Raw genomic sequence first — 11,934 nt, 5'->3', positions numbered from 1 at the left:
CTCCCGCGGCAACGCCGGCGGTCGTCTTCCCCCACGACTCGAGGTAAAGGAACTCGACGCCGCGGCGATCCAGTTGTCCGCGGACCGATACCCCGTGGATCGATGCCTTGAAAGCGGTGCATCCCGGCGGACCGGGTGCGAACCTAGCTCCGGCCGCCGCGAGCTCTTCCTTGCTGGCTCCGAGGTGCGCGGGGCCTACCCCGGGCGGTACGACCGTCATCAGCTGGCCGTCTCTGGACGCATCGTCAGCGCTACGGTCTCGGATCTCCCAGGTCTGACCGTCGCAGGGCTGCGAGTTGGTCGAGAATCGAGCCGCTCGCCGTGCTCGCAGTCAGCGGCAACCATTTGCAAGACCTTTCAGACGCAAACTGAACCGTCTTTCCGCGGTCGACCATTACGGTGTTCAAACCGTCGGCGCTGGTCAGTACTGCATCGCGCCCGCTGCGATTGACGATGATGAGGCGACTTGAGGTCGCGGCAGCATCTGACGCAGCAGCGTCGGCGAGGCCATCTACGTCGCTCGTGCCCACCGCCTGCCCCGTGTCGGGCGGGACAGTTTCCGCAGACAGTTGAGACCTTTCCGACGGTGCCGGAGAGGCCGAGCACCCAGCGACAACCGTCGAGATGAACCAGACGGCAAGCACTTGTCGCGCCCTCAATCGCTTGGCCAATGCGATGCCCACCTTCTGCGAAGCTCCGTGACTTTGGAGGACTCTTGAGTGAGTGTCGAATCATGCCCTGCAACCGTCACGCGACGCCATCGTGCAGCCCGGTCTTGCACCGTAGGCACGCCGAGCGGCAGAAGCCGGCCTGCGGCGTCATGGGCCAGTAGCGTCCCGCCGATGCGGACAAAAGCCTTAGCCGTTGCAGCCCTGCTGGCCCTCGGCGGTTGCAGTAGTGACACAACTCGTCCGGACCTGAAGGGTCCTCTGCACCTGACTCAACAACGCCATCGACGTCCGCGGCTCCGGTCGGCGCGAGCACCTTGGCGGCGAAAGCGTGTGCGAAGACATCGGAGGCACGCTCCGCCGCGCGGCCGATCTTCGCCGCGTTGGACCACGGCAAAGAGCCATCTGAAACGAGGATCGACCAGGTCGCGAACCTGATCCTTGAGGCTCAGCAATTCGCGCAGGAAGCCAGCATCGCGGACGACAAGTGGGCTGGACTTGAAAGCTTCACCCGTCTGCTCGGTGTCTATGACTCTCGAAGCGAGCGAGCGTTCGGCGTCGTGGCCAAGTTCTGCGACGCGGCCGGCCTGGGATGAACGACCGAAGTTGCTCAAGCGCCCAGTGCTCGGCACGAGCGCACACTTCGAGCGGCAGTAGCGTGCGGCAGGACGATTGCCAACTCAGTCGAAAACCATCCTCCCGGCACTTGCCCTTAGCGAGCGGCCATCGAAGGACCACCGAGTCAATGCGTCGTCCTCGTCCTCGCTCAACCAGATCATCTCGCCACCCGGCTCGACGAAAGGCGCAAGGACAGCCCAGAGAAGGGCCTCGTGACCTCTGTTCTGGCCAACGAACTCGACGCCATACAACTCGCCGTCTGGCTCAAGGCTTGGCTCGAAGCGAAAGGCTCTCAGCACGTCACCCAGGGTGCGTGCGGCCTGGATCTCGGCCGGGATGGTGAACGCCCAGTGCCGATGCCCGACTCCGTCGTCACTAGACCACCCAGACTTTAGGTCGTCACGGCGGTCCAGATCGCGCACCGCTGCAAGAGCGGCATTCGCACGCGACGCCGGGATGACGACCTCGCCCTTGATCAGACGCACCGAGTAACCCATGTGAGACATCCTGCCGGGATGGGCAGCCAATCGGCAGACCGTGCACGTCAAGAAGATGCTACGCACGCGCAGCGCAGTAGCGCGTGACACCGCGCACGTCGAGCGGCAGTAGCGGACGTTCAGTCGTTGCGGTTCTGCCCGTCCTGCCAGAGCAGGGTCCGCGCTTCCTTGGTGTCCAGTTTCTCTAGTCCGCGGCGCGCCCAGTCTCGGATGGATTCATCTTCGCTGCCCAGTTCCTGCGCCAGGATCGGCAGAGCGTCGGTTGATCGCGCTTCCCCGATGAGTTCCAGCAGCCAGCGCCGAAGCCCGGGATCCGGCTCCGCACGGTACTCCTCGACCAGCTGCGGCAGCACGTCAGACGCGACGGGCAGGAGCGTGTGAAACCCGTCCTCCTGCCCTTGCGGGTCGCGCTTCCGCATCAGGCGCATCGCCGCGCGGAAGGTGTCGGTCACTCCACGAGCCTATGCGCGCTTCTCGGCATAGGAGGGCGTGAGCAAGGGGGCCGGCTTCGAGATTCTGGGTGCTGAGCACCCGATTGGGGATCGCGCGATGCGACCCTGAGATGGGCGGGAGCTTCTCGACAGGTGCGGCTGGTCCGGCCCGATCCTCGTAGGGGTCCGCACATCGCCCACCTCAGGGGATGTTGACCTTCCGCTCACAGGTCGTGACGGTGTCCGTCCCGGCGCCGCCGTTGCAGGTGTCGGTGCCGGCGCCGCCGATCAGAGCGTCGTTGCCGTTGGCGCCGAGCAGGGTGTCGTCGCCGTTCCGGCCCTCGAGGCGGTTCGCGGCCCCGTTGCCGGTGAGGCGGTCGGCGCCCTGGCCGCCCCAGGCGCGCTCGAGCGCGCGCAGGGTGTCGGTGCCGGTCGAGGCTCCGGTGGCCTGCGGCGTGGCCGAGGCCAACGACACGGTGACGGGCGCGGTGGCGGCGACGTAGCTCGCCGTGTCGGTGCCCGCGCCGCCGTCGACCCAGTCGTCGCCCGGCCCGCCCTGGATCACGTCGTCCCCGCCGAGCCCGCAGATCGTGTCGTTGCCGCCGGCGGCGTTGATGGTGTCGTTGCCTGCGGTGCCGAGGATGACGTCGGCCCGTGCCGTCGGCGTCTGGGCCAGGTTGAGGTTGACCGTGACCGCGAGGCCGTTGCACTTGGGGCCGGGTGGCGGGGTCGTCGGGGGAGTGCCCCAGTCCGGGTCCTGCTTGAGGCCAGGGCCGGAGGTCACCGCGACCTGGTCGGTGCCGTCGACGTCGGCGCGCCAGATCTGCGAGCCGCCGTCGTCGGAGACGTAGGTCAGCTGGTCGCCGGTCGGCGAGAACGCGCTCTGGTAGGCGTTGCCCGCGACCTCGATGACGGCTGTCCCGTCGTCGGGTCCGGCCGTGCTGCTCGTGACGAAGACGTCGTACGGCGCGCTGTAGTCGAGGCTGGTCTTGCTGTAGGTGATCAAGCTGCCGTCCGGACTGACGTCGACGGCCTCGTCGACGGCGCCGTAGGTGACCTCCACGTCGCTCCCGCCGAGGGTCTTGGCGAAGATGTGCTGGCCGCCGAAGATCGCGTGGCTGTGGTAGATCCGACCGTCGGGGTGGATCGATGGGTCGTAGCCGGCGACCACCGCGGTGGGCGCGCCGCCGCCCGCGGGGATCCGGAGGATCTGGCTCCCTGCGTCGTTGGTGCGCACGTAGTAGATGAACGCGCCGTCAGGGGACCAGGCCGGCTTGCTCGCGCTCGTCCCGGCCGCGCTCGAGGTGAGCTTCACGGCGCCCGACCCGTCGGAGCCCATCACCCAGATGTTCGCCCCCGTGGCCCGGGTGCCGCGGGAGAAGGCGATCTTCGTGCTGTCGGGAGACCAGGCCGGGAACCCGTCAGGCGCGGGGTCGGTGGTCAGCGCGAGATCGTCGGTGCCGTCCGGCTTGATGCTGTGGATGTCGGCGTTGCCGCCGGCGGTGGTGCTGTAGACGATCCGACCGGTGGTCGTCGGCGGGGTCACCGGGTTCAGCTCGCGCACCAGGTCTACGAGCTGCGCACGGGCGGCGAGCAGGGAGCCTGCGCCGTGGCCGTCCTTGGTCCACTTGGCGTCGTACATCGTGGGGTAGAGGCCGTCGACGATCGCGTCCACCTCCGCGCTCTTGCCGTGCGTGCGCAGGTAGTGGATGTACTCCCAGTCCTCGTGCCCGTCGCGGACCCGCTTGAGCCGGATCGACTCGATCGGGATGTCGTGGACGCCGCCGATCTGGGCCGTGGTCCCCGGGTAGAAGAGTGTGCCGTCGCCGTTCATGCCGGACTCGTACTGGCCACCGGCCGTCCATGCGGTCGTGAGCCGCTGGTTGGCGGCCCAGCTGGCCTCGCCGTCCATGTCCCAGCGGTCGACGTACCACGACATCGCGCGGCTCTGGTTGGCCGGCGCATCGATGGCGTAGCCGGGAGAGCCGGTGTAGTTGGCGGGTGCGTACTCCCAGTTGACGTTGCCGCACGCGCCCGCGTTGCAGGCGGTGACGAGCCAGGCCTGGTGCCCGGGGTCGGAGGCGAGGAAGGCGTCGTACTGCCCGCGGGTGGACGAGGCGTTGGTCCGCGTGTTGTTCGGCACGATCTGGTCGAAGTACGGCGCGATCACGTCGATCTGCAGGGCCGGTCCGGTCGCCGTGGCGTCGCGGTGCCCGTTGACGTCGCCGCCGTTGGACGACCAGTTCTCCCACGACCCGGTGACCATCACGCGGCGGTTCCAGCCGGCCTCGGCCTCCGCGACCGTGCTCGCGCACTGGCTCCACTGGGGGTAGAGCGGGTTGCCGTGGCTGTCGACCGCGCCGTCGGCCTTGGCCTCGTCGCACCCGTACCAGACGAGGTTCGGCGCCCACGACTCGCCGGAGCCGACCTGCTCCCAGCCGTCGGCACAGGCGGTGCGGCAGGCGTACTGGTTGTCGGCCGGGTTGGTGGCGTAGGTGTAGGTGGAGACGACCGTCTGCCGCGCGCCGCCGAGGTGGAAGCCGGCACCGGGCGGGTACGGCGTCCCGCCCCTGAGGACCGGGCCCTCGATCTTGGTCTCGAACTCAGGGGCGGTGTAGACGTCGGTGGGCGCCTGGCCGTAGTCGAGGCCGAACCCGTTGCCGAGGCTGATCCGGTCCTCGACGGCCATGCGGGAGTAGAGGGAGCTCAGGAGCTGTCGCTGCTGGCGCTGCTCGGCTGCGGTGCCGGTGCATCCGTGCGCGACGCAGACCTTGCCTCCCGGCCCCTGCATCATGAAGACGGTGGGGAGTCCGGAGGTCGCCGGCATCGTCCAGTTGAGCACCTCGAGGTGGACGGGGAGCGTGGTGGTGGCGCCCTCGTTGTCGGTGAGCGTGACGCTGCCGTCGTGCGGGCCGGCCGTCGCGCCCGTCGGCACGAAGAAGTCGATCCAGACGACGCCGACCTCACCGGCCGCGACCGTCATCGGCAGCGCCGTGCGGTCCTCGCCGTAGACGAGGTCGCGCTCCGGCACGAGTGCGTCGAACCAGCGCCCCGCCGGGTTCCAGGTGCCGTTCGGTCCCCGGGCCTCGGTGTCCGTCGGCTGGCGGGTGCCACCGGGGTACTCGTAGTCGGCAGCGACCGTGTCGGCCGGGAAGTCGTCGACCACCGTGTAGGGACGCTCGGCGTAGACGTCGGCCTGTGCCCAGGGGCCGAGGGAGGTCGACACCTGGTCGATCCTGGTGGGGCCGCTGACGACCAACTGGACGGACTCGTACTCCCCGCGCGCTGCCACGAGGTCGATCGACGAGCCGAGACCCGTGGGCGTGATGGTCGGCCGGACCACTGTCATGGAGTCGGCCACCCCCACCGTGGGGCCGGCCGCCTCGGAGCTCGGCGCTGTCGCGAAGGCGGCGGCCACCGTCGTCGTCAGAAGCGCGAACGCGCCCATCGCGCGCACGAGCGGCGTACGTCGCATCGCCAGGCCCCCACAGGTCTCGAGCGTCTCGGCCCGAGCCGCTTGCCGAGACCCTAACTGCGATCAGGCGGAGGCGTGGGGGATTGAGTCCTTCAGGAAGCCGCGGGCGCCGAGGAAGGCCTCGAGCGACTCCTTGTGCTCGGCGCAGGCGAGCCACACCTTGCGGCGGTCGGGGGTGTGGATCCGCGGGTTGTTCCAGAGCAGCTGCCACGTGGCCTCGCTGCGACAGCCCTTCGCGGAGCAGAGGTCCGGGCCGGTGTCCGACGCCTCGCTCACTGGCCCAGCTGACGGTCGCTGCGACTGTTGCCCATCAGCGGCAGCTCGTCGGTGCGGGTCACGGCGGTGTTGGCCCCGACCACGGCGACGTAGGGGAGGACCAGCGCGGCGAGGATGAGGAACGGCCACAGCCAGGTGAGTCCGGCCATGCCGGCGATCGCGGCACCGATGAAGCACACGGTGCGGATCGACATCGAGATGATGTAGCGACGCTGCCGACGGGCCAGGTCGGCCTGCGCGGTCGACCCGGCGGTCGTGATCCGGATGGGGGCGTCGGACATACCTGCAGCCTACGCCGGGGTCGGGCAGGACAGCAGGACTAGGCTGGCCCCATGAGCAACCGCACCTATCGCGTCACCGAGATCGTCGGCACGTCGCCGGACGGCATCGACCAGGCCGTGCGCAACGGCATCGAGCGCGCCGGGCTCACCCTGCGCCACCTCGACTGGTTCGAGGTGATCGGGACCCGCGGTCAGATCAAGGACGGGCTCGTCGAGCACTTCCAGGTCACGATGAAGGTCGGCTTCCGGCTCGAGGACGACTGACAGGTCACACGGCGTCGGGGAAGTCGCGCAACGACCGGATCGGGCTGAGCCAGAGCACCAACGGCGACAGCACGCTGACGGCGGCGAAGACGAAGAGTGCCTCGCGCGCACCCAGCCAGGCGCCCAGCGCTCCGGCGAGCACACCGCCCACCGGGATGGCACCCCACGAAACGAACCGCACGGTCGCGAGCACCCGGGACAAGAGCTCGGGCGGGGTCGCGATCTGCCGGTAGGTGCGCGTGGTCGTGCTGAGCACGACGACGCCTCCGGCGAAGACGATGTTGCCGAGCGCGAAGGCGACGTACGCCGGCCAGCCCGTCCCGACCGGGATGAGGAACGCGCCGACGACCGACACCGCGCTGCCGGCGAGGCAGGCGCGCGCCGAGCCGATCCGCCGCACGATCGCGGGGCAGGCGGCGGCGCCGGCCAGCGAGCCGATGCCCTCCGCCGCGAGCAGCACGCCGACCAGGCCGGCGGGTGCGTCGAGCACCCGGACGAGGTAGACGGCGAACAGGGCGAGCTGGGCGCCGCACACGAAGTTGGTGGCCGTCGCGTCCCACATGCAGGGGTTCATCACAGGATGCCGGACGACGAAGCGCCAGCCCTCGCGGATCTGGTCGCGCATCGGTTGCGGGCGATCCTCGCGCGGCTGCTCCCGGGCGGGCAGACGCCCCAGGAGCGCCGCGGAGCCGAGGTAGCTCGCCGCGTCGACGAAGAGGGCCGGTGCCGCGCCGAGGAGCTGCACGAGCACGCCGCCGAGGGAGGGCCCGCCGAGCTGGGTGGCGGCGTGGGTGCCGCTCATCAGGCTGTTGCGCGCCTGCAGGTCCTCCCTGGCGACGACCTGGGGGAGGAAGGTCGCGTTGGCCACGAAGAAGAGGACGTCGGCGAAGGAGATCACCAGCGCGACGCCGAGCAGCTGGCCGATGGTCAGCACGTCGAGCCACCACGCGAGCGGCACGGTGGCGATCGCGGCCGCGCGGAGCAGGTCCGTGGTGATCTGGGTGCCGCGCAGCGGCAGCTGCCGGACGATCGCGCCTGCCGGAAGCCCGATGACGAGCCAGGCGACGTACGCCGCGGCCGCGAGCAACCCCATCTCGAACGTGCTCGCGTGGAGCACCAGGACCGCGGTCAGGGGGAGGGCGACCGCGGTGACCGCGCTGCCCAGGCCCGAGGTGGTCGAGGCTGCCCAGTAGGTCCAGAACTGGCGCACCCGCTGGTCGGTGCGGAGAGGGGTGTCGGTCGTCATCGTCTTCCCGAAGAGTAAGTTCCAAAGTGGAACCTACTACACTTCCCGACCATGAGGTACGACGACCTGCGCGACGCCGACTGCGGGATCGCCCAGGCTCTGGGAGTCGTGGGGGACTGGTGGTCCTGGCTGGTCGTCCGCGAGATCGCGGGCGGGGTCACCCGGTTCGACGCGATCCAGCAGACGCTGGGCATCAGCCGGCGCGCGCTCACCGAGCGGCTGACGCGGCTCGTCGAGAGCGGGGTGCTCGAGAAGTCGGCGTACTCGGACCGGCCCCCGCGCCACGACTACCTGCTCACCGATCGCGGCGAGGGCCTGCTGCCCGTGCTGGTCGCCCTCCAGGAGTTCGGCGACCGGCACCTGTTGGGGGACGGGTCGCTGACCGCCACGGCGACACCGGCCTCGCCGGAGGTGATGCGGGTCCACGGCCTCCTCGGCCGCACCGTCCCCGACGTCACGCTCGTCGCCCACGACGGGTCCGACGTCGTCGTGCGCCAGGGGTGGCGGGTGCTCTACCTCTTCCCGGGCGCGTTCGCCCCGGACGTTCAGGGCTATCCGGCGACGTGGGGGGAGATCCCCGGAGCGGCGGGCTGCACCTTGGAGTCCACCACCTACGCGCGGCGACACGAGGCCTTCGCCGGCCTCGGGTGCGAGGTGGTCGGGGTCAGCACCCAGCGGCCGGACCAGCAGGCGTCGTTCGCCGCCCACGCGTCGTTGCCGTTCCGGCTGGCCTCCGACCAGGACCACCGGCTCGCGGCCGGCTTGCGGCCACCGATGTTCCGGGCCGCCGGCGTCGACCGGTTCAAGCGCCAGACCCTCCTCATCGACCCCGACGGGGTTGTCCGGCATGTACAGATGCCGGTCACCGATCCCGCCGGCTCCGTCGAGGAGATGCTTGCCGTCGCCCGTGATCTTTGTGGGGAACCCACAAAGATCGACTGAGAAGTTGCTGGGCGCTGGAGGCGAAGGGCGCCGGGCGCAGCCACTACCGTCGAAGGCGTGAACTCCACCCCCTCCCCAGCCTCTGTCCCCGAGCCCCGCTCGGTCCTGATCACCGGCGGCAACCGCGGCATCGGCCGCGCGATCGCCGAGGCGTTCCTGGCGCAGGGCGACAAGGTCGCGGTGACCACGCGCAGCGGCGGTGCCCCCGAGGGCGCGCTGGAGATCAAGGCCGACATCACCGACCCGGCCGACGTCGACGCGGCCTTCAAGGCGGCCGAGGAGGCTCACGGCCCGGTCGAGGTGCTCGTCGCCAACGCCGGCATCACCGCCGACACCCTCCTCCTTCGCATGTCCGAGGAGGACTGGTCCTCGGTGATCGACACCAACCTGACCGGCTCCTTCCGGCTCGCCAAGCGGGCGGCGAAGGGCATGCTGCGGCTCAAGCGTGGGCGGATCATCTTCATCTCCAGCGTGGTCGGGCTGCTCGGCTCGCCCGGGCAGGTCAACTACGCGGCCTCGAAGGCCGGGCTGGTCGGCATGGCGCGCTCGCTGGCGCGCGAGCTCGGCTCGCGCTCGATCACGGCCAACGTCGTGACGCCCGGCTATGTCGAGACCGACATGACCGCGGTGCTCAGCGACGAGCAGAAGGAAGGCATCCGGGCACAGATCCCCCTCGGGCGTTACGCACGCCCCGAGGAGGTCGCCGCGGCGGTGACGTGGCTGGCGGCTCCGGCCGCGGGTTACGTCACCGGCGCCGTGATCCCGGTCGACGGCGGACTCGGAATGGGGCACTGACATGGGCATCCTGGACGGCAAGAACATCCTCGTCACGGGCGTCACGCACGACTCGTCGATCGCGTTCGCGGTCGCTCGGTTCGCGCAGGAGCAGGGCGCCACGGTGCTCATCTCCAACTTCGGGCGCGCCCTGCGCATCACCCAGCGCATCGCCCGGCGGCTGCCGACCCTGCCGCCGGTGCTCGAGCTCGACGTCACCGACCCGGCCCACCTCGAGGCGCTCCCGGCACTCGTGCGCGAGCACATCGGTGAGGGCGCCACCCTCGACGGCGTCGTCCACTCGATCGCCTACGGCAACCCCGAGACGCTGCTCGGCGGCAACTTCCTCGACGGCCCCTGGGAGGACGTCGCCCAGGCCGTGCAGGTCTCGGCCTACTCGCTGAAGTCGCTCGCCGTCGCTGCCCGCCCGCTGATGCCGGCGGGGGGCTCGATCGTCGGCCTCACCTTCGACGCGACGGTCGCCTGGCCGGCGTACGACTGGATGGGTGTGGCCAAGGCCGGTCTTGAGTCGACCTCGCGCTACCTCGCTCGGGACCTCGGACCCCAGGGCATCCGCGTCAACCTGGTGTCCGCCGGACCGCTGCGCACCCTGGCCGCCAAGGCGATCCCGGGCTTCGGCGACCTCGAGGACATGTGGAAGACCCGCGCGCCGCTCGGCTGGGACAACACCGACACCGAGCCCACCGCGCGCGCGGTCGGGGCGCTGCTGTCGGACCTGTTCCCCGCTACGACGGGTGAGATCGTCCACGTGGACGGTGGGTTCCACGCGATGGGCGCCTGAGCGCCGTCCGGGCGCCCCAGGTCATCGCCGCCCACGCCACGACGACCACGGCCACCTCCTCGACGACGTACCACGGCCACGGGCCGAACAGGTCGAGGATCGAGCCGTCCGGCTTGCGCTGGAGGTAGCCGTAGTTGGTGTCGGCGACCTCGTTGAAGCAGTACGTCGCGACCGCCCACGCCAGGGTCGTCGCGACCGCCGCCGCGTAGTCGCGCCAGCGCGGCACGAGGCCGAGCCCGATCACCAGGTAGACCGCCGCCCACACGATGAGCAGGTGCAGCGCCCAGAACGCGAAGTAGCGCGGCTCGGGGAAGTCCTCACCCAGTGACGGCGTGATGATGCCCTGAATGGTGAGGGTGAGCCCCCAGAAGTACGTCAGCGCCACCGGGAACGGCCGTTGCGTCCACAACGCCCACGTCGCGGCGATCCACGCGAGGTCGCACAGGTGGAGCGGGAGCGTCACGCCGATGTCGAAGTCGGTGGCGAGGTCGAGCAGCTGGAACGGCACCGTGACGGCCGGCACGAGCGTGGCCAGTGCCCTGCTGGAGGCCGTCGGGCCGTCGTGCTCACGGTGCCGGCGGCCGACCCACACCGCGGCCACCAGGCCCACGGCGAAGATCGCCAGCGGCACCAGGTGGCTCGGTCCGTACGACGGCACCTGCTCATCCTGACCCAGGACCCGTACCCTTCTCGGCGTGGACACCCCTCACCGGCTCGTCGTCGTGCGGCACGCGAAGGCCGAGGCCTTCGGCCCGACCGACTTCGAGCGCGAGCTGGCCGAGCGCGGCAAGGCCGACGCCGCCGCGGCGGGTGCCTGGCTCGCCGAGCAGGGCGTGAGCGCCGACGCCGCACTGGTGTCCGCCGCTAAGCGCACCCGCCAGACCTGGGAGCTGCTGTCGTCGGCGGCCGGGTGGTCGGTCGAGGCCGAGCTCGACCCGTCGCTCTACGGTGCCGACGAGGACGGCGTCCTCGACCTCGTGCGCATGACCGACGAGTCGGTCGGCACGCTCGTGGTGGTCGGGCACAACCCGACCGTCGGCATGCTCGCGCAGCTGCTCGACGACGGCGACGGTGAACCCGCGTCGGTCGACCAGCTGATGAAGGGCTACCCGACCAGCGCCACGGCGGTCTTCGAGCTGCCGGGCAACTGGGCCGACACGGCCATGGGCCGCTGCCGCCTCGTCCTCTACAACGTCGGGCGTGGCCAGGAGAGCGTCGACGCCTGACGTCGGCGAGACTGGGTCGGTGTACGGCGACCCGTGGCCCCGCGAGCCGAGGCTGGACCCGTTCCGCGACGCGGTGTGGGAGCTGAGCCTCGACGGCGAGGTCGTCGGCCATGTGCTGACGGCGGTCGGGCGGATGCGCTCCCTGCCGTGGTTCTGGGTCAAGCAGGAGTGGGTCTGGTGGCAGGTGCACTGGCTCGACGGCCGACCGACGAACCCGCAGGAGGACCACGGTCCCGGGTGGCTCGCCGTCGGCGAGCTCGAGCAGGGATGTCTCGTGCCCGACCTCGACGGCGTGCGCTACGACGCGCGCCCCGTGGGGGAGCCGGAGCGGACCCGGCTGTGGGAGAGGTACGGCGCGCCGTGACCCCTTCTCGGCGTGGTGGCACCGCGCCCGGGGCAGAGGCCGGAGGTACGGCGCCGCGTCTCGATACGCC

Annotated in this window: 14 protein-coding genes; 7 read left to right on the top strand and 7 right to left on the bottom strand. The window is 70.5% G+C overall.

Translation table 11 applies throughout. From position 1 onward, the window contains the following. Window positions 1-985: 985 nt before the first annotated feature. Window positions 986-1,264 (top strand): hypothetical protein, encoded by a 279-nt coding sequence (locus tag ACAX67_RS17915; RefSeq protein ID WP_370705243.1) that lies wholly within the window; start codon window positions 986-988, stop codon window positions 1,262-1,264. Between the two features lie 84 nt (window positions 1,265-1,348). Here ACAX67_RS17915 and ACAX67_RS17910 read toward each other — a convergent pair whose 3' ends face one another. From ACAX67_RS17910 to ACAX67_RS17890, 5 genes are all read right to left on the bottom strand, one after another. Further along, window positions 1,349-1,783: a hypothetical protein gene (locus ACAX67_RS17910; RefSeq protein WP_370705242.1), complete on the bottom strand. Its 435-nt coding sequence runs from the start codon at window positions 1,781-1,783 to the stop codon at window positions 1,349-1,351. 119 nt (window positions 1,784-1,902) lie between these two features. Then, on the bottom strand, window positions 1,903-2,235 hold the full coding sequence (locus tag ACAX67_RS17905) for a HEAT repeat domain-containing protein (protein WP_370705241.1): 333 nt from the start codon (window positions 2,233-2,235) through the stop codon (window positions 1,903-1,905). A gap of 181 nt (window positions 2,236-2,416) precedes the next feature. Beyond that, window positions 2,417-5,689 carry a hypothetical protein gene (locus tag ACAX67_RS17900; protein ID WP_370705240.1) on the bottom strand — a complete coding sequence of 1,091 codons (3,273 nt, stop codon included), beginning with the start codon at window positions 5,687-5,689 and terminating at the stop codon, window positions 2,417-2,419. Window positions 5,690-5,752: 63 nt separating this feature from the next. Further along, window positions 5,753-5,965, bottom strand: coding sequence for an acetone carboxylase (locus ACAX67_RS17895; RefSeq protein WP_370705239.1), 213 nt, complete (start codon window positions 5,963-5,965; stop codon window positions 5,753-5,755). Further along, entirely contained in the window at window positions 5,962-6,246 is a 285-nt protein-coding gene (locus tag ACAX67_RS17890; RefSeq protein ID WP_370705238.1) for a DUF3099 domain-containing protein, read from the bottom strand. The genes ACAX67_RS17895 and ACAX67_RS17890 overlap by 4 nt, the downstream gene beginning before the upstream one ends. Before the next feature lie 51 nt (window positions 6,247-6,297). Between ACAX67_RS17890 and ACAX67_RS17885 the strand changes: the two genes are divergently transcribed. Further along, window positions 6,298-6,510: a dodecin gene (locus ACAX67_RS17885; protein ID WP_370705237.1), complete on the top strand. Its 213-nt coding sequence runs from the start codon at window positions 6,298-6,300 to the stop codon at window positions 6,508-6,510. A gap of 4 nt (window positions 6,511-6,514) precedes the next feature. On the opposite strand, the gene ACAX67_RS17880 is transcribed toward ACAX67_RS17885, so the two are convergent. Continuing rightward, window positions 6,515-7,756, bottom strand: a complete 1,242-nt coding sequence (locus ACAX67_RS17880) for an MFS transporter (RefSeq protein ID WP_370705236.1) — start codon at window positions 7,754-7,756, stop codon at window positions 6,515-6,517. A gap of 51 nt (window positions 7,757-7,807) precedes the next feature. Between ACAX67_RS17880 and ACAX67_RS17875 the strand changes: the two genes are divergently transcribed. From ACAX67_RS17875 to fabI, 3 genes are read left to right on the top strand one after another with little or no spacing between them, the layout of a single operon-like run. After that, window positions 7,808-8,698 carry an HxlR-like winged helix-turn-helix transcriptional regulator gene (locus ACAX67_RS17875; RefSeq protein WP_370705235.1) on the top strand — a complete coding sequence of 297 codons (891 nt, stop codon included), beginning with the start codon at window positions 7,808-7,810 and terminating at the stop codon, window positions 8,696-8,698. 57 nt (window positions 8,699-8,755) lie between these two features. After that, window positions 8,756-9,493: a beta-ketoacyl-ACP reductase gene (locus tag ACAX67_RS17870; protein WP_370705234.1), complete on the top strand. Its 738-nt coding sequence runs from the start codon at window positions 8,756-8,758 to the stop codon at window positions 9,491-9,493. Window position 9,494: 1 nt separating this feature from the next. Next, on the top strand, window positions 9,495-10,274 hold the full coding sequence (gene fabI, locus ACAX67_RS17865) for an enoyl-ACP reductase FabI (RefSeq protein WP_370705233.1): 780 nt from the start codon (window positions 9,495-9,497) through the stop codon (window positions 10,272-10,274). On the opposite strand, the gene ACAX67_RS17860 is transcribed toward fabI, so the two are convergent. Then, window positions 10,219-10,932 carry a YwaF family protein gene (locus tag ACAX67_RS17860; RefSeq protein WP_370705232.1) on the bottom strand — a complete coding sequence of 238 codons (714 nt, stop codon included), beginning with the start codon at window positions 10,930-10,932 and terminating at the stop codon, window positions 10,219-10,221. The genes fabI and ACAX67_RS17860 overlap by 56 nt on opposite strands. A gap of 37 nt (window positions 10,933-10,969) precedes the next feature. On the opposite strand from ACAX67_RS17860, the gene ACAX67_RS17855 reads away from it, so the two are divergent. Both ACAX67_RS17855 and ACAX67_RS17850 read left to right on the top strand, forming a co-directional pair. Continuing rightward, on the top strand, window positions 10,970-11,500 hold the full coding sequence (locus tag ACAX67_RS17855; RefSeq protein ID WP_370705231.1) for a SixA phosphatase family protein: 531 nt from the start codon (window positions 10,970-10,972) through the stop codon (window positions 11,498-11,500). A gap of 19 nt (window positions 11,501-11,519) precedes the next feature. After that, on the top strand, window positions 11,520-11,864 hold the full coding sequence (locus tag ACAX67_RS17850) for a hypothetical protein (RefSeq protein WP_370705230.1): 345 nt from the start codon (window positions 11,520-11,522) through the stop codon (window positions 11,862-11,864). Window positions 11,865-11,934 lie beyond the last annotated feature (70 nt).

It is taken from the genome of Nocardioides candidus (genome assembly GCF_041321175.1).
Classification (GTDB): Bacteria; Actinomycetota; Actinomycetes; order Propionibacteriales; family Nocardioidaceae; genus Nocardioides.
Note: the sequence above shows the minus strand (reverse complement) of the source record. Positions and strands in the feature narration are given on the sequence as shown.

Bases quoted from the DNA above. Each gene is read 5' to 3' on its own strand.
- ACAX67_RS17910 (WP_370705242.1), bottom strand. From the start codon at position 1,783: ATGGGTTACTCGGTGCGTCTGATCAAGGGCGAGGTCGTCATCCCGGCG.
- ACAX67_RS17900 (WP_370705240.1), bottom strand. From the start codon at position 5,689: ATGCGACGTACGCCGCTCGTGCGCGCGATGGGCGCGTTCGCGCTTCTG.
- ACAX67_RS17890 (WP_370705238.1), bottom strand. From the start codon at position 6,246: ATGTCCGACGCCCCCATCCGGATCACGACCGCCGGGTCGACCGCGCAG.
- ACAX67_RS17885 (WP_370705237.1), top strand. From the start codon at position 6,298: ATGAGCAACCGCACCTATCGCGTCACCGAGATCGTCGGCACGTCGCCG.
- ACAX67_RS17880 (WP_370705236.1), bottom strand. From the start codon at position 7,756: ATGACGACCGACACCCCTCTCCGCACCGACCAGCGGGTGCGCCAGTTC.
- ACAX67_RS17875 (WP_370705235.1), top strand. From the start codon at position 7,808: ATGAGGTACGACGACCTGCGCGACGCCGACTGCGGGATCGCCCAGGCT.
- fabI (WP_370705233.1), top strand. From the start codon at position 9,495: ATGGGCATCCTGGACGGCAAGAACATCCTCGTCACGGGCGTCACGCAC.